Genomic DNA, 19077 nt, shown 5'->3' with positions numbered 1-19077 from the left:
GGCCATGCCGGAATGTCCGCAGAATCGGGCCTGTGAAGCAGATCAGAAGAGAAAGTCACCTTGCCCGCACCGACCGGGCCGCCCTTGACTCGGTGCTCGACGCGGCGTCCGTCGGCACGCTCGCGACGGTGGTGGACGGACTCCCGTGGGCCGTGCCCATGCTCTACGCCCGCGACGGTGACCGGATCCTCCTGCACGGTTCGACGGGCGCGGGTGCGCTGCGGCATGTCGCGGCCGGAGCACCCGTCGCGTTGTGCGTCACGCTTCTCGACGGGATGGTCGTGGCGGACACGCTCTTCGACTCGACGGCCAACTACCGGTCGGCGGTGGTGCGGGGCAACCTGACCGCCATCGACGCGGGCGATGCGGCGTACGCCCTGGATCTGCTGAGTGATTCGCTGATTCCCGGCCGCAGCAGTGAGGTGCGGTCCAGCACGAAGAAGGAGCTCGCTGCGACGCTCGCGATCGCGCTGCCCATCGAGCCGGAGGGTTGGACGGTCAAGATCCGGGATGCGCCGCCGCCACGTCCCGAAGTGCACGCCGACCTCGGCAGTTGGGCCGGGGTGGTGCCGCTACGCACGGTGGCCGGCGAGCCGGTTCCGGCGCCGTGGGTGGGCGCGGACGTCAGCACACCCGAATCCGTGCTCCGCCTGGTGAAAGGCACCTGACGCGGCGCACCGATCTGGTGGTTCTTCGCAACGACGGCCATATCAGGACATACTGGGCAAATGCGATCCATCTGGAAGGGTTCGATCGCCTTCGGCCTGGTGAACGTGCCGGTCAAGGTCTACAGCGCGACCGAGGACCACGACATCAAGTTCCACCAGGTCCACGCCAAGGACAACGGGCGCATCCGCTACAAGCGGGTCTGCGAAGTGTGTGGCGAGGTCGTCGAGTTCCGGGACATCAACAAGGCATTCGAATCAGACGACGGGCAGATGGTGGTGATCACCGACGAGGACATCGCCACGCTGCCCGAAGAACGCAGCCGTGAGATCGAAGTGGTCGAGTTCATCCCGGCCGACCAACTCGACCCGTTGATGTACGACAAGAGCTATTTCCTGGAGCCCGACTCCAAGTCCTCCAAGTCCTACGTGCTGTTGGCCAAGACCCTCGCCGAGACCGAACGCGTGGCCATCGTGCACTTCTCGTTGCGCAACAAGACACGGCTGGCCGCGTTGCGGGTCAAGGACTTCAGCAAGCGCAACGTGATGATGATCCACACCCTGCTGTGGCCCGACGAGATCCGCGATCCCGACTTCCCCGTGCTGGACAAGGAAGTCGAGATCAAGCCGGCCGAGCTGAAGATGGCCGGTCAGGTCGTGGAGTCGATGACGGACGACTTCAAGCCGGACCAGTTCCGCGACGACTACCAGGAACAGCTGCACGAGCTGGTTCAGGCCAAACTCGAAGGCGGAGAAGCGTTTTCTGTCGAAGAGCAGCCGACCGAGCTCGACGAGACCGAGGATGTGTCCGACCTGCTGGCCAAACTCGAGGCCAGCGTGAAGGCCAGAGGCGGCGCCGCGAAAGAGCCCGCCAAGAAGGCGCCCGCGAAGAAAGCTGCCGCGAAGAAGGCACCGGCCAAGAAAGCAGCGGCCAAGAAGGCTACCGCCAGGAAGTAGCTCAGCGCCTGCAGTCCAGATCCACGTACACCGTCGTGTACTGCAGATTCTGTCCCGGGTTGAACGACGTGATGCTCGCCGCTCCGGCCGGCACCTGCGGGCCGGTAACCGAGCGGCCCTGGCGCACCGCGCTGACCGTGCAATCGTCGATGGCTTTGGTGCCGACCTTGCTCAAGATCACCCGGTAGCCCTGACTTTCGAGGTCACTGATGGTTTGGCTCGCCGTCGACTCGGTGGGCGCGGCAGCAGCAGGCGCGGCCAACACCGTTCCCAGCCCACACAGCGCGGCACCGGCAACACACAAGCCCTTCAAGTTCCGTTTCACTGGGTTCAGCCCGCCCTTCGGTTTCGGTGAGGTGGGCTAAACCGTAAATCGACGAAATCCCTTGTCCGACAGACTCATACCGAACACATACGGGTTAATACGCACCGAACATCACCGAAACACGGCGTTAACATCCACCCGCCGGGGGGCGGCGTCACACAGTCACGTCGACGCGCAAGGCCTCGTGTTCATCGAGGATGCGACGCAACGCGGCATCCATGGGGTGGGCCGATTCGAGATCGTGACTGCAGCGACGATCGACGGCGACCACCGTGCCCGGGCGCAGCGACGTGTGCTCGATCTGGTCGACGAACGCGTCGAACATCAGGTGCGGAGTGGCCAGGTAGTACAGGCCGTGACGGGCGTCGGCGAACCGCGCGCCATACATCAGGCCGCACTGGGTGAAGACGAACAGTTCGGACGTCGGGTGCACGTGGCCGGGGTGGCCCATCTCCTCCTCACCCCACGCCGCGGCCGCGAGGCGCGCCTGAGCCAACCGGTCCTGCACGTCGTCGGTACACGCCAGCAGGCGGTGGACAAGGGTGCCCGCCGTGGATGGGTACCGATCGATCGCGGGGCTGAAGTACCGCGCGAACAGGTCGCCGAAGAAGTCATATCGCTGCTGGGTCATCGCGGCTCCCACCTTGAGCTGACCCCTCAATTGTGCGCCCGCCCGGGCCACCGCGGAGGGCTTTGCGCACACTGCGTGACACCGACGCGTGCAAAACGGGACAACTAGAACGTGTTTCAGAAACCGCTCCCATGCGCCCGCTCCCCCTGCTAGCGTGACGCCGAGCAAGCGATTGGAGTGCACGTGATTCTGGACAGATTCCGACTCGACGACAAGGTTGCGATCGTCACCGGAGCCGGCCGTGGATTGGGCGCTGCCACCGCCCTGGCATTCGCGGAAGCCGGTGCGGACGTGGTCATCGCGGCTCGTACGCAGACCCAACTCGACGAGGTTGCCGCCCAGATCGCCGCGACCGGGCGGCGGGCCCACGTGGTCGTCGCCGACCTGGCCCACCCCGAGGCCACCGCCGAGCTCGCGGCCGCCGCGGTGGACGCGTTCGGGAAACTAGACATCGTCGTCAACAACGTCGGCGGCACCATGCCGGCACCCCTGATGAACACCTCCACCAAGGACCTGCGCGACGCCTTCACCTTCAATGTGTCGACCGCGCACGCGCTGACCTGTGCGGCGGTTCCGCTGATGCTCGAGCACTCGGGCGGCGGCAGCATCATCAACATCACCTCCACGGTGGGGCGCCTGGCCGGCCGCGGGTTCGCCGCCTACGGCACCGCGAAGGCCGCGCTGGCGCACTACACCCGACTGTCCGCACTGGACCTGAGCCCCCGCATCCGCGTCAACGCCATCGCGCCCGGTTCGATCCTCACCTCGGCCCTCGACATCGTCGCCTCCAACGATGCGCTGCGCGGGCCGATGGAGCAGGCCACCCCGCTCCGCCGGCTCGGCGATCCGGCCGACATCGCCGCCGCGGCGGTGTACCTGTCCTCCCCCGCCGGTGGCTATCTGACCGGCAAGATCCTCGAGGTCGACGGCGGCCTGAACATGCCCAACCTCGACCTCCCCATCCCCGACCTCTGAGGAGAGAAATGACCATTCGCGTAGCGGCGATCGGCACCGGAAACGTCGGCAAGCATGCCCTGGCCCAGCTCGTCACCAACCCGGACTATGAACTCACCGGGGTGTGGGTGTCCTCGTCAGCCAAGGCCGGTAAGGACGCCGGAGAGCTTGCCGGCCTTGATGTTTCGACGGGCGTCCTGGCCACGGACGACCTCGACGCGATCCTGGCCGACAAGCCGGAATGTGTGGTCTACACCGCGCTCGCCGACAACCGGTTGCCCGAGGCCCTTGAGGACTACCGGCGCATCCTGTCCGCCGGGGTCAATGTCGTCGCCAGCTCCGCGGTGTTTCTCCAGTACCCCTGGGAGGTGCTGCCGGCCGAGTTGATCGAGCCCATCGCCACGGCTGCCGAGGCAGGCGGGGCCAGCATTTTCGTGAACGGCATCGATCCTGGTTTCGCCAATGACCTTCTGCCCCTTGCCCTTGCCGGCACCTGTCAGCAGATCGAGCAGATCCGGTGCATGGAGATCGTCGACTACGCGACGTACGACAGCCCGGCCGTGATGTTCGACGTGATGGGCTTCGGCAAGCCGATCGACGAGACCCCGATGCTGCTGCAACCGGGCGTGCTGACCCTGGCCTGGGGTTCGGTGGTCCGGCAGCTGGCCGCGGGTCTCGGCATCGAACTCGACGCGGTCACCGAGGAGCACACCCGGGTTCCGGCGCCGGAGGACTTCGACATCGCGGCCGGGCGGATCCCCGCGGGGACCACCGCCGCATTGCGTTTCGAGGTGCGCGGAATGCGCGACGGCAAGGCTGCCGTGGTGCTGGAGCACGTGACACGACTGCGTGACGACCTGTGCCCCGAGTGGCCCCAGCCCGCGCAGGAGGGCGGCTCGTACCGGGTCGTGGTGACCGGCGAGCCGTCCTACACGCTGGACCTGTGCCTGAGCAGCCCGAACGGCGATCACAACCACGCGGGCCTGGTTGCCACTGCGGCCCGGGTGGTCAACGCGATCCCGGCTGTGGTGGACGCCAAGCCGGGTATCCGAACCACCCTCGATCTGCCGTTGATCACGGGTAAGGGTCTGTACGCTGCCGGATAGACCCACCTTGGAAGGACCGTCGCCATGAAGATTCGCCTCACCACGCTGACCGGTTGTCTCATGGTTGGCGGTGCTTCCGCGGCGATCGCCTTGGCCCCGCTTGCCTCGGCCGAGCCCAGCGCCCCCAGCGAGCCGCGCCTGCTGCCCCAGTGCGAGGTGACCGGCGGCAGTTCGGTCGAGGGTGGGCAGACCACTGAGTGCGCGTCCGAGGGCAACGTTCAGATCGACTCGACGCCGCCTCAGCCCGGGTACGGGATGTTCCCCTGGGATGACGACTTTTTTGTCCTCTGACCAGCGCTGACGGCGCCGTTCGGACGTAGACTTGCTCCATCGATCGGAGCTCGTCATGAACAACCTCTCGCGGTGTCTGGCGGCGTTGCTGGCGGTGCCATGTTTGGCGATCCTCACGGCCCCGGCGGGCTCGGCCGCACCGAAATGCACCAACACGACACCGACCACCACGCTGTGCCAGACCAACGGCAGCACTGCGATCGTGACCTCGCCGCCCGCCCTGAACAACTACGGCCCCTGGTACGGGCCGGTATTCGGGTTCGCCGGCATCGGTATCGGCTGGTAACGGCGTCGTCCAGCCCCCGCCGCTGATTATCGCGGGAGGTTTCGGGTACCCTAACTTTTCTATTCGCATACCCGGATAGAAGGTAGGCCGTTGCTAGAGGACACCAAGACGCGCACCATCCCGAGCTGGTCGCTGCTCGGACCGGCATTCGTCGCCGCGATCGCCTACGTCGATCCGGGCAACGTCGCCGCCAATGTCAGCGCGGGTGCGCAGTTCGGCTACCTGCTGGTCTGGGTGATCGTCGTGGCCAACGCGATGGCCGGGCTGGTGCAGTACCTCTCGGCCAAGTTGGGCCTGGTCACCGGTCGTTCCCTGCCCGAGGTGGTCGCCGACAACAGCCGCACCCCGTCCCGGATCGCCTACTGGATACAGGCCGAATTGGTAGCTGTGGCAACCGATCTCGCTGAGGTGGTCGGCGGGGCGATCGCGCTGCACCTGTTGTTCGACCTGCCGCTGCTCCTCGGCGGAATCATCACCGGGGTGGTGTCGCTGCTATTGCTGAGTGTGCAGAACCGACGGGGCCAACGGGTCTTCGAGCGGGTCATCACCGGACTGCTGATGATCATCGCCATCGGATTTCTCACCAGCCTGTTCGTCGAGGCACCCCCAGCGGCCGAGGTCGCCGCCGGTCTGGTTCCCCGCTTCCAGGGCGCCGAAAGCCTGCTGCTGGCCACCGCGATGCTCGGTGCCACGGTGATGCCACACGCGGTCTACCTGCACTCCGGCCTGGCCCGCGATCGGCACGGCCACCTCCAACCGGGCGCTGTGCGGCGACGCCTGCTGCGGATAACCCGCTACGACGTCGGGCTGGCGATGCTGCTGGCCGGCGCGGTGAACCTGGCCATGCTGCTGGTCGCGGCCACCAACCTGCAGGGACGCGACGACACCGACTCCATCGAGGGTGCCCACGCCGCCGTCCGCGACACCCTGGGCCCGACGGTGGCACTGCTGTTCGCGATCGGACTGCTGGCCTCGGGCCTGGCGTCCACCTCCGTCGGTGCGTACGCGGGCGCGATGATCATGCAGGGATTGCTGCGTCGCTCCTACCCGCTACTGCTGCGCCGGCTGGTCACCCTGATCCCCGCCCTGGTGGTCTTGGCCATCGGCGTCGACCCCAGCCGGGCCCTGGTCCTCTCGCAGGTCGTGCTCTCCTTCGGCATACCGATGGCCCTCATCCCGCTGGTCCGGTTGACCAGTCGCGCGACTCTGATGGGCGAGGACGTCAACCACCGCCTGACGACGGCGCTGGGCTGGGGTGTTGCCGGATTGATTAGTGTGCTCAACGTGGTGCTGATCTATCTGACCGTGAAGGGCTGAATGCTTCACCCGTACTTCGCCTACGGCTCGAATCTGTGCGTGACACAGATGGCCCGGCGCTGTCCGGGTGCGGTCGATCCCACCCCGGCCCGCCTGGACGGCCACAGCTGGCTGATCAACCAGCGCGGCGTGGCCACCATCGAACCGCTCGGCACTGCACAGGTGCACGGTGTCCTGTGGCAGGTCACTGACCACGACCTGGCCGCGCTTGACGCCGCCGAAGGGGTGCCGGTGCGCTACCGCCGGGACCGGCTGACCGTGCACACTGGCGGCGGAGCGGAACCGGCGTGGGTCTACATCGATCATCGCGTCGAACCCGGACCGCCGCGGCCGGGATATCTGGAACGCATCCTGGCCGGCGCGGCGCACCACGAGCTCCCCGACCCCTGGGTGGAATTCCTGCGCCGCTGGGCGGACTAGTCGCTGGTCACAGCGGCCGCCAATTCGCTTATCACGTCGGCGATTTCATTTCGTTTCCGCCAGGCGCGACGCTGCCGGATCGCGCCGTTGCCTTCGGCCACGACGCGGGCGAGCTCGCCGCGCACCATCTCGTATTCATCCAGCGCCACCAATGCCGGCCGCACCGTCTCGACGAATCGTCCGAGCAGATCCCGCACCGGGACTGGCGACTGATCTCCCAGCAGGTCGATGCCGTCTCCCTCCAGGCCATCGTGGGCGGCCTTCCAATGCGCTGCACGGATCTGACTGTCCGCCAGGCACGGAACTGATTCGCCTTCGTCGTAGCCACGCAACGCCGTCATCGCCCCGGCACGGATCAACGTGGCGAGCAACACCGTCTCGGCCACCGTCGCGGGCACATCGGACACCCGCACCTCGACGGTCGGGAAATTCGCCGACGGCCGGACGTCCCAATAGATCATGCCGTCTTCCAGCGCAACGCCGGCCCGCTCCAGCATGGCGACCGCGGAGTCATACTGCGCGACGGAATCGAAATGCGGCGGCGGTCCCGAACTCGGCCACCGCGACCACAGCACGCTGCGGAAGCTGGCATAGCCGCTGTCGGTGTTTCGATAGATCGCCGAGTTGGCGGTCAGCGCCAACAGCACATGCAGCCATGGCCGCAGCCAGTTGCTGACGTGAATCGCGGCGTCCCGGTCCGGCACCGCCACATGGACGTGGCAGCCACAGATGCCCTGCTCGTGAGCGATCATGCCGAACCGGTGGGCGATCCTTCGGTAGCGCGCGGTCGGTGTCACCGGGAACTTGTGCGGCACGGTCGGCGGCAGCGCGACGGCCAGCAGCTGCGCACCGTTTGCCGCGGCGGCCTCGGCGGCAGTCCGGCGCAGCCGGCTCAGCTCGGAGCGCAGGGCGCTGCTCGTGGCCGTCACGTCTGTGGTGGTCTCGACCTGGCAGCTGGTCAACTCCAGTTGCAGGTCGACCCCGTGCTCGGCGGCGCTGGCGGCGACCTGCTTGTTCCGGGCGATCGGTTCGCCGCTCTGCGAGTCGATGAGCAGGAACTCTTCTTCCACGCCCACCGTCGGGTGACTTGTCACGGCTCTGAATTGCCCGCCGCAGACGCCTCCAAACCTGCACTGGCCGTGCTTAAGATCGGGTGATGCCCAACGATTTCCGCTTCGGCGTCAGCCTGCGCGTCGCCGAGTCCCAGTCTCAGATTGCCGACGAGGCCCGACGTGCCGAAGACCTCGGCTTCGACGTGCTCAACGTGCCCGACCATCTCGGTGCGCCTGCCCCGTTCCCCACCCTGACCGCGATCGCCGCGGCGACGAGCACGCTGCGCGTCGGAACCTTCGTGCTCAATGCCGGGTTCTACAAGCCGGCGCTGCTCGCGCGCGACGCCACGGCACTGCGGGATCTGTCCGGCGGAAGGTTCGACCTCGGCCTCGGCGCCGGCTACGTGCGCGAAGAGTTCGAGGCCGCCGAACTGCCGTTCCCCACCGCACGCGAGCGCATCGATCATCTGCGCCACACCACCGAGTACCTGAAAGAACACGCATCCGATATACCGATCCTCATCGCGGGCAACGGCGACCGGTTGTTGACGGTGGCCGCCGAGACCGCCGACATCATCGGCCTCACCGGGGGTGATCAGGTCGGTGGGGATCCCTTGGCCGAACGAATCTCCTTTGTGCGCAACGCCGCCGGTGACCGCTTCGATCAGCTGGAGCTCAACATCGCGATCACCGCCATGCCCGCACCCGGCAGCGAGATGCCCATCCTGAATGTCCCCCGTCATTTCCTGCCGGGGCTCAGCGACGAAGAACTTCTCCGCCACCCCGGGGTGCTGTCCGGTTCGGTCAGCGCCATGGCCGACCACATTCGCGGTCTGCGCGAGAAGTACGGGATCACCTACGTCATCGTGCAGATCGCCCACGCCGAGGCGTTCGGGAAGGTGATCGCCGAACTCCGGTAGAAGTTCCTCCCATCCACGCCCGGACCGGCAACGAATGCCGGGAGTGGAGAACATTCATCCTCGCGGACGTGCCGTCGCGGTGATCGGCAGCGGCGTCGCCGGCCTCACGGCCGCGTATGTCCTGTCTACACGTGACCGCGTCACCCTGCTGGAAGCCGATGCCCGCTTCGGCGGGCATGCCCACACCCAGCACGTCGTCGAAGACGGCCGCACCGTCGCGCTCGATACGGCTTTCCTGGTGCACAACGACCGCACGTATCCCACCCTGTGCCGGTTGTTCGACGAACTCGGGATCCGTACGCAGGACACCGACATGTCGATGTCCGTACGCGACGACGGCACCGGGCTGGAGTATGCCGGGGCGCGCGGCCTGGGCGGATTGTTCCCCAACTGGTCGAACGTGGGCCGGCCGCGCTATCTGCTGATGCTGGGCGAGATCACCCGATTTCACCGGCTGGCAACGCAATTGCTGCGCCAGACGGCGACCGGAGACGAGGTAACCGTCGAGGAGTTCGTGCACCGGCACGGGTTCTCCCGGTACTTCACGGACCGTTTCATGACCCCGTTGGTCGCCGCGGTGTGGTCATGCCCGCCCGGTGAGGCACTCCGCTACCCGGCGCGGTACCTGTTCGTCTTCCTGCAGCACCATGGGATGTTGTCGGTGTTCGGTTCCCCGACGTGGCGCACGGTGGTCGGTGGGTCGGTCAACTACGTCGATGCCGTTGTGGCCCGGCTGCCCGAGGCGATCACCGGCGCGCGCGTGCGATCCGTACGGCGAAGCGCCGAGGGCGTACTGGTCACCGTCGACGGGCAGCCGCCGCGGCGGTTCGATGCCGTGGTCATCGCCACTCATCCGAGCCAGGCGCTGCTGATGCTCGACCGCCCCAGCGAGCACGAACGGTGCATCCTCGGCTCCATCCCCTACAGCCTCAACCAGGCTCAACTGCACACCGACGAGTCGATACTGCCCCGCCTGCCGAGAGCCCGCGCTTCGTGGAACTACCTGATCGACCCCGAAGACCACGCAGTCACCGTCAGCTACGACATCACCAGACTGATGAGGCTGGGTGGCTCCCGGCGGTATCTGGTGACCCTGGGCGGCACTCATCGGGTGGACCCGTCGAAGGTCATCGCCGAGATGGTCTATGAGCATCCGGCCTACACCACCGAATCCGTGGCCGCACAACAACTCCTGCCTGAGCTCAACGACGACCGCGTCGTCTTCGCCGGGGCGTACCACGGCTGGGGTTTCCATGAGGACGGCGCCGCGTCGGGACTGCGGGCCGCGGAGCGACTGGGCGCCCGGTGGGCCGGCGGCACGGTTGCGGAGCCGCTGGCATGCTGACTCCCGCGCTGTACCGCACCAGGATCACCCACACTCGGCGCGCTCCCGTGCACCATCGCTTCAGCTACCGCGGATACAGCTGGTACGTCGATCTCGACCGGATACCGCGATTGCCACGATGGCTGCGCCCCTTCGCCCGATTCGAGGTCGACGACCATTTCGCTGGTGAACCGAAAGACACACTGCGCCAACGGGTGGACGCATTCCTCGCGTCACGCGACGTGGACCTCGACGGCGGCAGGGTGACCGCGCTACTCCAGGCGCGCGTGCTCGGGTACGTGTTCAACCCGCTGAGCCTGTACTGGTGCCACGACGCTGCAGGTGCACTGCGTTGCGTGGTCGCCGAAGTCCACAACACCTACGGCGGGCGGCATGCCTACCTGCTCCCGGCCGGGCAACCCGCACGCGTGTCCAAGCGCATGTACGTCTCACCGTTCAACGCCGTCGAGGGCCACTACCGGATCATGGCTCCCGAACCCGCGGAGCGACTCGATGTGACGATTTCGCTGCACCGCAAAGGACATCCGGCCTTTGTCGCCACGCTTCGGGGCGACCGCAGGCCTACGACCACGTGGGAGATCCTGCGCCTGCAACTGACCGCACCGGTGGCACCCCTGGCCGGAGCCCTCGCCATCCGTGTCGAAGGGATCAAGTTGTGGCTGCGCCGGGTGCCGGTGGTTCCCCGCCCCACCGATGAGGTCGTCGAGAGCGTTACCCAGAACCGAGGAAGGTCGCTGTGAACACGCGGACCGGAGCGTTCCCCGCCATCGACCAGACCCGCTGGCCGGACGTGGCACATCCACCGCGCGGGCCGGTCGCCGCGGTCTCCGGCGCGGTGGCCGATCAACTGCTGCGACGCGCCGCCGCGACATTGCCGGTCCGGCTGGTGTTTCCCGACCGGACCGTGATCGGCGCGGCCGATCCGACCCTGCCCACCATGGTCATCGAGCATCCGGAGGCCCTGGCCCGCCGGATCGGCCGTCACGGCCTGATCGGGTTCGGCGAGTCGTACATGGCCGGTGAGTGGCACTCGACCGATCTGGTCGGATTGCTCACGGAGTTCGGCAGGTCCATGGGTGACCTGGTTCCGGCTGCGCTGCAACGGTTCCGGAGTGTGACGCTGCCCCGCCCTCCCCGCTCCGCCCACAACAACCCTGCGCAGTCCCGGCGCAACATCGCAGCCCACTACGATCTGTCGAACGAGTTGTTCTCGGAGTTTCTCGACGAGACGATGACGTACTCCAGCGCACTGTTCGCGCAACTGCCGGGGACGACCGCCGGCCTGGCCGAGGCCCAGCACCGCAAGATCGATCGACTGCTCGACACCGCGGGCGTCGGACCAGGCAGCCGAGTACTGGAGATCGGCACCGGCTGGGGAGAACTCTGCATCCGTGCCGCCGAGCGCGGCGCCCAGGTGCGCTCGGTCACCCTGTCGGCCGAGCAACAACTGCTGGCCCGCCAGCGGGTGGCGGCGGCGGGCCTGTCGGACCGGGTCGCTATCGAACTGCTCGACTACCGCGACATCGAGGGCTGTTACGACGCGGTGGTATCGGTCGAGATGATCGAGGCCGTCGGATATCAGTTCTGGCCCACCTATTTTCGGGCACTGGACCGGCTCGTCACCCCCGGAGGGCGCGTGGCGATCCAGGCGATCACCATGCCGCACGATCGCATGCTGGCCTCACGCGGCACGCACACCTGGATCCAGAAGTACATCTTCCCGGGCGGGCTGCTGCCGTCGACCGAAGCGATCATCGGCCTCACCGAACGGCACACCCGGCTGCGCACCGTCGACATGATGTCACTGCGGCCGCACTACGCCGAGACCCTGCGACTGTGGCGGGAACGTTTCATCGCACACCGTGACGCGGTGACGGCACTCGGTTTCGACGAGGTCTTCGCCCGCATGTGGGACCTGTACCTGGCGTACTCCGAAGCGGGTTTCGCCTCGGGCTATCTCGACGTATACCAGTGGACATTCGCCCCGACAGGAGGACACCGGTGAATCTGCTCATCGTCACCGCGGTATCGCTGGCCGCCCTCGCCGTCGTACACGGGGCGACGTTCGTGATCGGCCGGAACCTCGGGCGGTACAACGTCGTCGACGTGGCCTGGGGCATCGGGTTCATCGTGGTCGCCGCCGTCAGCGCCGTGCTCGGCGCCGGTGACCTCTTCCGGCGCATCCTGCTGTTGGTGCTGATCACGCTCTGGGCAGGCCGACTGTCCTGGCACATGGTGCTCAAGTCGGCGGGCAAGGGGGAAGACCCGCGCTATCAGGAGCTGCTGGGTGGCGACTATTCGGCCGGTCACGTGCTGCGCAAGGTGTTCGTGATCCAGGGGGCGGCAACGTGGTTCGTTTCGCTGCCGGTGCAGCTGTCCTCGACCTTGGGGCCCACCCCGGCCGCCCTACGACCGGTCCTGATTGCGGGCGTCTTGATCTGGGCCGTCGGACTGACGTTCGAGGCGGTCGGCGACCATCAGCTGCGCCGGTTCAAATCCGATCCGGCCCACCGAGGCGTGATCATGGACCGCGGATTGTGGGCGTGGACCCGCCATCCGAACTATTTCGGCGACAGCTGCGTGTGGTGGGGACTGTGGATGGCGACCATCTGCGAGTGGTTGTCGCTCACGACGGTGCTCTCCCCCATGCTGATGACGTACTTCCTGGTGTACGCGACCGGCGCGCGTCTGGCCGAGAAGCATATGGCAGGCCGGCCAGGCTTTGACGAATATCGCTCGCGCACTTCGTTTTTCGTACCGTCTCCACCTAGATCTGGATAAGCATGACGGCGCAGGCTCCGGTGGCTAGGCTGCTGTGGGTGACCGCCGAACTCGACGCGTTGCTACGGCGGGTGGCCCGACACGACGTCGACGCCTTCGCCGAGCTGTACGACCATACGCGATCGAGGGTGTTCGGCCTGGTCACGCGGGTCCTGCGGGACCCGGGGTACAGCGAGGAAACCACCCAGGAGGTCTACCTCCAGGTGTGGCGCTCCGCCGACAGCTACGACCCGACAGCCGGCTCCGCCATCGCGTGGCTGATGACGCTCGCACACCGGCGCGCGGTGGACCGGGTGCGCGCCGAACAAGCCGCCAGCCGGCGCGAGTCCCGCTACGGCGCGACCAACCTGGATCCGCCCGCCGATCATGTCGCCGACGCGGTGATCACCCAGGACGAGCAGCGGCGGGTCGCCGAATGCCTGTCCGCGCTGACCGATGCCCAACGTGAGTGCATCCATCTCGCCTATTACGACGGCCTGACCTATAGCCAGGTCTCGCAGCGGCTGGCGGCCAACCTCGCGACCATCAAATCCCGGATGCGCGACGCCCTCCGCGGCCTGCGCAATTGTCTGGGGGCCGCATGACCGAGCCCTTTGACTCCGAACTGCTCGAGTTGGCGACCCCGTATGCGCTGCACGCGGTGTCCGACAGCGAGCGCACCGACATCGAACAGCGCCTGACTGCTGCTCCTCCCGAGGTCGCAGCCCAGTTCACGACAGAGGTGCGGGAGGTGCGGGAGACCATGGCCCGACTGGCGGGGTCCACCGCCCTGGAACCACCGCCGCATGTGCGCGAGCAGGTGCTCGCGAGGGTCTCGGTGCGTGAGCTGCGTCGACGACCTGCGGCGCGCTGGCGCAACACAGCCCTGGCGGCCGCGGCGGCCGTCGTCATCGCCCTGGCCGGCGTCGGTATCGGTATCGCGCTGCGCCCGGGCCCCCAGCCGACCACCGCCGAGCAGATCTTCGCCGCCCCCGACGTCCGGACCGTCTCCGGGGACATCCCCACCGGCGGCACCGCCACCGTGGTGTTCTCCCGCGAGCGCAACGCCGGCGTGCTGGTGATGAACGGTGTCACGCCTCCACAATCGGGCACGGTCTATCAGATGTGGCTGTTGCGCGAGGGTGCGGCAACCTCGGCCGGCACCATGGACTCCGCTGCTGTCGCGCCGTCGACCACTGCGGTGCTGCCAGACCTTGGCGATGCATCGGCCTTGGCCTTCACCGTCGAGCCGGGCACGGGCTCGACCTCACCGACCACGCCGATCTTCGCCGAGCTGCCATTGCGCTGACACGCATGAGGCGGGCGGGCGCCGGGTATCACTGACCTCACCGCACGAGTTCGGGAAAAGGAAGTGGTGAACGAAATGTCACAAGCCACCGACGACCTCAGCAGGGCGCCCACCCCTGACCGGGCCGAGGACAACGCGTTCTTCCCGTCGCCCTACTCGCTGAGCCAATACACGTCGGCCAAGACCGATTTCGCCGGCGTGGAACATGCGGGTGCCTACGTCGAGGGCCGGTGGAAGATACTCATGATCGCCGCCGAAGAGCGATATGTGTTGTGCCAGAACGGAAAGATGTTCTCCACCGGCAACCATCCGGTGGAGATGCTGCTGCCACTGCACCACCTGATGGAGACCGGATTCGACGTCGACGTCGCGACCGTCACCGGGTATCCGGCCAAGCTGGAACTGTGGGCGATGCCCCGCGAGGACGAGGCCGTGGCATCGACCTATGAGGCCCTCAGACCCAAGCTCAAACAGCCCCTCACGTTGTCCGAAGTCGCCGCGGATCTGCACCCGTCCTCCGACTATCTCGCGGTCTTCGTTCCCGGCGGGCACGGCGCCGTCGTCGGACTGCCGGGCAGCGAGGCGGTAGGTCGGACACTGAACTGGGCTCTGGACCACGGCCGGTTCATCATCACCCTGTGCCACGGCCCGGCGGCCCTGCTGGCCGCCGGCCTCGGCAATGCACGGTCACCGTTCGCCGGATACTCGGTGTGCGTGTTCCCCGACTCGCTCGACGAGGGCCCCAACATCGAGATCGGCTATCTTCCGGGGCGCCTGCAGTGGCTCGTCGCCGACCTGCTGGCCAAGCAGGGACTCACCATCGTCAACGACGACATGGCCGGCACTGTGCACCAGGACCGCCGCCTGCTCACCGGCGACAGCCCGCTGGCCTCCGATGCGCTGGGCAAACTGGCCGTCAACTGCCTGCTCGATGCGCTCGGGCGGGAGGCCTGAGCGCATCGGACGGCTCGATCACGGGAGCCGCCGCTTCAGGCGCGCGCTCCTGAGAATCTGCATCGCCATGTTGGTGGAGGTGAGCATCGGGAAGACGCCGAGAAATGTGCGCTCCGACGGGGTACGTCCGTGTAGCTGTTCGAGGCTGCCGAAGACGTAGAAGCATCCGATGCAGAACAGCGTGGCCGGCACCGCGAGCGCCAAGATGCTGCCACGGTCGGCGAGGACCTGTCGCGCGAGTGCCAGTTCGTCGTCCGAGAGCGCCTCGCGTTTACGCACCTTGCGCAAGGTGGCCGACAGGGTGCCGATGGCGAGCTTCGAGGTGACGTGGGTGTGGCCCCTCATCCGCCTGGTGAAGACGAAGGCCACGACGGCGAACACCCAGATCAGCGCAAAGGAAATGATCGACAGGATGCCGTACAGAGTCGACGTCGTCATGTCAGGCCTCCGCCCGCTGCCGTTGTGGCACTGGTTTCCTCTGCTGTAGCGGTCGCTGCCGGATGAAGGTCGGCCACCAGAACCACGGACCCAGGAAACGCAGCAGACACGGCACCACGAACGAACGCACGATCAGCGTGTCCAGCAGGAGGCCGATACACACCGTCGAGCCCACCTGACCGATGGTGCGCAGATCGCTGATCAGCATCGCCAGCATGGTGAACGCGAACACCAGGCCCGCCGAGGTCACCACACCGCCGGTGCTGCCCAGGGCGCGGATCAGGCCGGTGTTCAGCCCCGCGCCCGACTCCTCCTTGACCCGGGAGATCAGCAGCAGGTTGTAGTCCGAGCCGACCGCGACCAGGATGATGAAGGTCAACGGCAACACCAGCCAGTGCAGGTGCAGGCCGATCAGGTGCTGCCACACCAGGATTGACAGTCCGAACGCACCTGCGTACGAGAACGCCACCGTGCCGGGAATGACCATGGCCGCGACCAGGCTCCGGGTCAGATACAGCATGATCAGGAAGATCAGCACGAACGCCGCGATCGCCACGATGAGCAGGTCTGACGCGGCATAGGCCTTGATGTCCTTGTTGTTCGACCCCGCCCCGCCGATGTAGATCTTGGAGCCCGCCAGCGAGGTCTCTTTGAGCGCCGCCTTGATCGCGTCGGGGAACTGTTCGACATGGTCGATCCCTTCCGGCCCCATGGCATTTCCCTCGTGGGTGACGATGAACCGCGCGGCCTTGCCGTCCGGCGACATCATCAGTTGCATCCCGGTCTTGACGTCCTCGTTGTCGAACGCCTCTCGGGGGATGTAGAAGAAGTCGTCGCTGCGGGATGTGTCGAAGTCATTGCCCACGTTGATCAGGTCGTAGTAGGTCTGATCGGTCTGGGTGGACTGCAGATGCGCCGGACCATAGTTGTTGGTGATGACACCCAGAAGCGACCGGCTGTCGGCCATCATCCGCTCCAGCTGCGAGATCATCTGCGGCAACAGCCGGTCGATGGCCTCGAAGGACGTGACGGCGTCAGCGATCTGGGCGTCGAGGCTGTCGATCCCGTCGAGCGAGTCGAACAGCGAGCGCATCGCCCAGCACGCCGGGATGTCGAAACAGTGCGGCTCCCAATAGAAGTAGCTCTTCAAGGGCCGCAGGAAGTCGTCGAGGTTGGAGATCCCGGCGTTCATGTCGTCGGTGACCTGTTTCAGGTTCTCCAACGTGAGCACCGTGGAATGCAGTTCGTCGGCCATCTGCTGGGTCAGTCCGATCACCTTCTGCAGCACCTCGACTGAACGCGCCTGGATCTCGGCCTGTTTGTCGGTGTTCTCGTTCTGCCGCTCGGTGAACGGCAGCTGCTGGCCGCTGCCACTGCCCTGGGTGGTGAACAGGTAGGGAATCGTGGCGTGCTCCAGCGGCCGGCCCAATGGTCGGGTGATGCTCTGCACCATGGCGACACCGGGAAGCCGGATCAGGCTCTTGGCGACCCGGTCCAAGGAGATGAAGTCGGCCGAGTTGCGCATGTCGTGATCGCTTTCGACCATCAGCATCTCGCTGAACAGCTTGCTCTGCGAGAAGTGCCGATCGGAGGCCTCGAAGCCGAGATTGGCTGCGCCATCGGCAGGTTGGTAGGCACGATCGTCGTAGCTGACCTTGAAGGTGGGCACGAAAACCGCACCGATCATCACGACGGCGGTGCTTGCGACGAAGACGGGTTTGGGCCAGCGCACGACGCTCGTCGCGATCCGCCGGTACAGATGTCCCTTGGTCATGCGCTTCGGGTCGAACAGGCCGAAGAGGCTGCCCAAAGTGAGCAGAGCCGGCGCGAGCGTCAGTGCCGCGGCGATGGTGAACAGCATGCTGATGGCGACCGCAGGCCCCATCGTGTGGAAGTAGTCCAGCCGGGCCAGGCTCAGGCAGTAACACGCCCCGGCGATCGTCAGCCCCGAGCCGATGATGATGGGGGCGACGCTGCGATAGGCAGTGTAGAACGCGTCTTCGCGACTCTCGCCGTCCTGGCGGGCTTCCTGATAGCGCCCCATCAGGAAGATGCCGTAGTCGGTTCCCGCGCCCAATGTCAGTGCCACCACGATGTTCACCGCGAACGACGACAACGGGATGACACCGAAGTGCCCGAGCGTCGCGATGACGCCTTTGGCGACAAGCATTTCGATCAGCACGCTCACGAGCGGCACCAGCACGTTGGCCAACGATCGGTAGACCACCAGGAGCATGATCACGATCAGGATGATCGTGAGGATGGTGATGTTGTTGAGGCTGGAGTTCGCGATGGTCAGCGTGTCCGACGCCAGCGGCGCGGCGCCGCTCACGTAGACCTTGAGCCCCGGCGGTGGGGTGTCGTCGGCGATGACGTCCCGAACCGCGTTCACCGACTCGTTCGCCTGGAGCTGGCCGATGTTTCCGGCCAACCGCAACAGCACGAAAGTCGCCTTGCCGTCCACACTTTGGGCTCCGGCCGCGGTGATCGGTTTGCCCCACAGGTCCATCACGTACTGCACGTGCTCCGGGTCCTGTTTGAGCCGGTTCATCAGGTCGTCGTAGTAGCGGTGATCGCCGTCGTCGAGCGGGCGGTCGGCCTCGAACACCAACATGGTGAGGCTCGTGGAGGTGGACTCCTGGAACTTCTCCCCGATCCGCAGCATCGCGACCTGCGACGGCGCGTAGCTCGGGATCATCGAGCCCGCCAACTGTTCGGCGACGTGCTCGACCTGCGGGATGAAGGTGTTGGTGGTGACGGCGAGCAGTGCCCAGAACACGATGATCGGCACGGCCAGGACGCGCACGGTCTGCGCGACAAGGGGCCGGTGCGCCCGATGCGTGCTCACGCGGACTTCACCCGGCAGGTGACGTCGGCTTCGGCATGGGTGGACGTTTGTTCGTCGCGCACAACACCGTTGACCGACATTCGGCACCCGACCTCGCCACCTTTGACCTGCACGGAGATGCTGCCGGAAACCACGGTGAGGGTCGTCGTCTCGGTGTGCGTCCAAGGCAGCTCGGTGACGTCGACCTTGTGCGGGTGCCCGTCGATGTCGACGTAGCTCAGCATCCCGCCGTCACCGACGGAGCCGAACACCTCGTAGGTGAGCTGCTTGGGGGTGAACTGCTCGGGCGCCTGCGCGGCGAGGACGGTGGGCACAGGTCCGGGTTCCGACATCTGGTGCACCTTCCAGACGCCCAACGCACCTACGCCCACTGCGATGACTGTGACGACCGGAAGCCATCCGTTCTGCAAGAGCGTTCGGTTTCGTCGTCTGCGACCGCCCGCGGGCTGCTCCCCGATCATGACCGACAGATATATCGCACACAGGATGCACTTCTCAA

At 66.5% G+C, this 19077-nt stretch carries 21 protein-coding genes and 1 pseudogene; 16 read left to right on the top strand and 6 right to left on the bottom strand.

The features are described 5' to 3' along the window. Positions 1–32 precede the first annotated feature (32 nt). The gene (locus AC4LGL_RS02940; RefSeq protein WP_491837532.1) at positions 33–668 is read left to right on the top strand and encodes a pyridoxamine 5'-phosphate oxidase family protein; all 636 of its coding nucleotides are present in this window, start codon (positions 33–35) and stop codon (positions 666–668) included. 60 nt (positions 669–728) lie between these two features. Continuing rightward, positions 729–1622, top strand: a complete 894-nt coding sequence (gene ku, locus AC4LGL_RS02935) for a non-homologous end joining protein Ku (RefSeq protein ID WP_491837531.1) — start codon at positions 729–731, stop codon at positions 1620–1622. A 1-nt stretch (position 1623) separates the two neighbouring features. Here ku and AC4LGL_RS02930 read toward each other — a convergent pair whose 3' ends face one another. Both AC4LGL_RS02930 and AC4LGL_RS02925 read right to left on the bottom strand, forming a co-directional pair. Beyond that, a complete protein-coding gene (locus tag AC4LGL_RS02930) occupies positions 1624–1947 on the bottom strand; it encodes a hypothetical protein (protein WP_491837530.1) in 324 nt (107 codons plus the stop codon). A 154-nt stretch (positions 1948–2101) separates the two neighbouring features. Continuing rightward, positions 2102–2578 (bottom strand): glucose-6-phosphate dehydrogenase, encoded by a 477-nt coding sequence (locus tag AC4LGL_RS02925; RefSeq protein WP_491837529.1) that lies wholly within the window; start codon positions 2576–2578, stop codon positions 2102–2104. A 183-nt stretch (positions 2579–2761) separates the two neighbouring features. Between AC4LGL_RS02925 and AC4LGL_RS02920 the strand changes: the two genes are divergently transcribed. The 6 genes and pseudogenes from AC4LGL_RS02920 to AC4LGL_RS02895 form a co-directional block, all read left to right on the top strand. Then, on the top strand, positions 2762–3553 hold the full coding sequence (locus tag AC4LGL_RS02920; protein WP_064931841.1) for an SDR family oxidoreductase: 792 nt from the start codon (positions 2762–2764) through the stop codon (positions 3551–3553). 8 nt (positions 3554–3561) lie between these two features. Beyond that, positions 3562–4638, top strand: coding sequence for an NAD(P)H-dependent amine dehydrogenase family protein (locus AC4LGL_RS02915; protein WP_491837528.1), 1077 nt, complete (start codon positions 3562–3564; stop codon positions 4636–4638). A gap of 24 nt (positions 4639–4662) precedes the next feature. Beyond that, positions 4663–4929, top strand: a complete 267-nt coding sequence (locus tag AC4LGL_RS02910; RefSeq protein WP_003881781.1) for a hypothetical protein — start codon at positions 4663–4665, stop codon at positions 4927–4929. 55 nt (positions 4930–4984) lie between these two features. Continuing rightward, positions 4985–5215, top strand: a complete 231-nt coding sequence (locus AC4LGL_RS02905) for a hypothetical protein (RefSeq protein WP_491837527.1) — start codon at positions 4985–4987, stop codon at positions 5213–5215. 90 nt (positions 5216–5305) lie between these two features. Beyond that, complete coding sequence (locus AC4LGL_RS02900) at positions 5306–6532, top strand: Nramp family divalent metal transporter (RefSeq protein ID WP_491837526.1); 1227 nt, start codon at positions 5306–5308, stop codon at positions 6530–6532. After that, positions 6533–6943, top strand: a pseudogene (locus tag AC4LGL_RS02895) (gamma-glutamylcyclotransferase family protein); the annotation flags it as partial. 5 nt (positions 6944–6948) lie between these two features. Here AC4LGL_RS02895 and AC4LGL_RS02890 read toward each other — a convergent pair. Then, the gene (locus AC4LGL_RS02890) at positions 6949–8046 is read right to left on the bottom strand and encodes a glutamate--cysteine ligase 2 (RefSeq protein WP_491837525.1); all 1098 of its coding nucleotides are present in this window, start codon (positions 8044–8046) and stop codon (positions 6949–6951) included. A 62-nt stretch (positions 8047–8108) separates the two neighbouring features. Between AC4LGL_RS02890 and AC4LGL_RS02885 the strand changes: the two genes are divergently transcribed. The 8 genes from AC4LGL_RS02885 (at position 8109) to hchA (ending at position 15292) form a co-directional block, all read left to right on the top strand. Next, positions 8109–8924: an LLM class F420-dependent oxidoreductase gene (locus AC4LGL_RS02885; RefSeq protein ID WP_491837524.1), complete on the top strand. Its 816-nt coding sequence runs from the start codon at positions 8109–8111 to the stop codon at positions 8922–8924. Between the two features lie 34 nt (positions 8925–8958). Next, positions 8959–10269 carry an NAD(P)/FAD-dependent oxidoreductase gene (locus AC4LGL_RS02880; protein WP_491837523.1) on the top strand — a complete coding sequence of 437 codons (1311 nt, stop codon included), beginning with the start codon at positions 8959–8961 and terminating at the stop codon, positions 10267–10269. Continuing rightward, complete coding sequence (locus AC4LGL_RS02875; protein ID WP_491837522.1) at positions 10263–11009, top strand: DUF1365 domain-containing protein; 747 nt, start codon at positions 10263–10265, stop codon at positions 11007–11009. The genes AC4LGL_RS02880 and AC4LGL_RS02875 overlap by 7 nt, the downstream gene beginning before the upstream one ends. Continuing rightward, positions 11006–12274, top strand: coding sequence for a class I SAM-dependent methyltransferase (locus tag AC4LGL_RS02870; RefSeq protein WP_491837521.1), 1269 nt, complete (start codon positions 11006–11008; stop codon positions 12272–12274). Before AC4LGL_RS02875 ends, AC4LGL_RS02870 begins: the two co-directional genes overlap by 4 nt. 8 nt (positions 12275–12282) lie before the next feature. Next, a complete protein-coding gene (locus AC4LGL_RS02865) occupies positions 12283–13050 on the top strand; it encodes a DUF1295 domain-containing protein (RefSeq protein ID WP_491837568.1) in 768 nt (255 codons plus the stop codon). A gap of 2 nt (positions 13051–13052) precedes the next feature. Further along, complete coding sequence (locus AC4LGL_RS02860; RefSeq protein WP_491837520.1) at positions 13053–13634, top strand: sigma-70 family RNA polymerase sigma factor; 582 nt, start codon at positions 13053–13055, stop codon at positions 13632–13634. Next, complete coding sequence (locus AC4LGL_RS02855; protein WP_491837519.1) at positions 13631–14338, top strand: anti-sigma factor; 708 nt, start codon at positions 13631–13633, stop codon at positions 14336–14338. The genes AC4LGL_RS02860 and AC4LGL_RS02855 overlap by 4 nt, the downstream gene beginning before the upstream one ends. A gap of 75 nt (positions 14339–14413) precedes the next feature. Continuing rightward, on the top strand, positions 14414–15292 hold the full coding sequence (gene hchA, locus AC4LGL_RS02850; RefSeq protein ID WP_491837518.1) for a glyoxalase III HchA: 879 nt from the start codon (positions 14414–14416) through the stop codon (positions 15290–15292). A gap of 18 nt (positions 15293–15310) precedes the next feature. Here the strand turns inward: hchA and AC4LGL_RS02845 are convergent, their stop codons facing one another. From AC4LGL_RS02845 to AC4LGL_RS02835, 3 genes are read right to left on the bottom strand one after another with little or no spacing between them, the layout of a single operon-like run. Further along, positions 15311–15730, bottom strand: a complete 420-nt coding sequence (locus tag AC4LGL_RS02845) for a hypothetical protein (protein WP_491837517.1) — start codon at positions 15728–15730, stop codon at positions 15311–15313. A 1-nt stretch (position 15731) separates the two neighbouring features. Beyond that, positions 15732–18596 carry an MMPL/RND family transporter gene (locus AC4LGL_RS02840; RefSeq protein WP_491837567.1) on the bottom strand — a complete coding sequence of 955 codons (2865 nt, stop codon included), beginning with the start codon at positions 18594–18596 and terminating at the stop codon, positions 15732–15734. Next, positions 18575–19039, bottom strand: coding sequence for an MmpS family transport accessory protein (locus AC4LGL_RS02835; RefSeq protein ID WP_491837516.1), 465 nt, complete (start codon positions 19037–19039; stop codon positions 18575–18577). The genes AC4LGL_RS02840 and AC4LGL_RS02835 overlap by 22 nt, the downstream gene beginning before the upstream one ends. Positions 19040–19077 lie beyond the last annotated feature (38 nt).

The organism is Mycolicibacterium arcueilense, from assembly GCF_058536225.1.
The sequence above is the reverse complement of the archived record's forward strand: the minus strand, read 5'-3'. Positions and strand labels throughout refer to the sequence as shown.

Excerpts from the sequence above, each read along its gene's own strand:
- AC4LGL_RS02880 (WP_491837523.1), top strand. The coding sequence starts at position 8,959 with ATGCCGGGAGTGGAGAACATTCATCCTCGCGGACGTGCCGTCGCGGTG.
- ku (WP_491837531.1), top strand. The coding sequence starts at position 729 with ATGCGATCCATCTGGAAGGGTTCGATCGCCTTCGGCCTGGTGAACGTG.
- AC4LGL_RS02910 (WP_003881781.1), top strand. The coding sequence starts at position 4,663 with ATGAAGATTCGCCTCACCACGCTGACCGGTTGTCTCATGGTTGGCGGT.
- hchA (WP_491837518.1), top strand. The coding sequence starts at position 14,414 with ATGTCACAAGCCACCGACGACCTCAGCAGGGCGCCCACCCCTGACCGG.
- AC4LGL_RS02835 (WP_491837516.1), bottom strand. The coding sequence starts at position 19,039 with ATGATCGGGGAGCAGCCCGCGGGCGGTCGCAGACGACGAAACCGAACG.
- AC4LGL_RS02860 (WP_491837520.1), top strand. The coding sequence starts at position 13,053 with ATGACGGCGCAGGCTCCGGTGGCTAGGCTGCTGTGGGTGACCGCCGAA.
- AC4LGL_RS02875 (WP_491837522.1), top strand. The coding sequence starts at position 10,263 with ATGCTGACTCCCGCGCTGTACCGCACCAGGATCACCCACACTCGGCGC.
- AC4LGL_RS02915 (WP_491837528.1), top strand. The coding sequence starts at position 3,562 with ATGACCATTCGCGTAGCGGCGATCGGCACCGGAAACGTCGGCAAGCAT.
- AC4LGL_RS02885 (WP_491837524.1), top strand. The coding sequence starts at position 8,109 with ATGCCCAACGATTTCCGCTTCGGCGTCAGCCTGCGCGTCGCCGAGTCC.
- AC4LGL_RS02845 (WP_491837517.1), bottom strand. The coding sequence starts at position 15,730 with ATGACGACGTCGACTCTGTACGGCATCCTGTCGATCATTTCCTTTGCG.
- AC4LGL_RS02855 (WP_491837519.1), top strand. The coding sequence starts at position 13,631 with ATGACCGAGCCCTTTGACTCCGAACTGCTCGAGTTGGCGACCCCGTAT.
- AC4LGL_RS02925 (WP_491837529.1), bottom strand. The coding sequence starts at position 2,578 with ATGACCCAGCAGCGATATGACTTCTTCGGCGACCTGTTCGCGCGGTAC.
- AC4LGL_RS02905 (WP_491837527.1), top strand. The coding sequence starts at position 4,985 with ATGAACAACCTCTCGCGGTGTCTGGCGGCGTTGCTGGCGGTGCCATGT.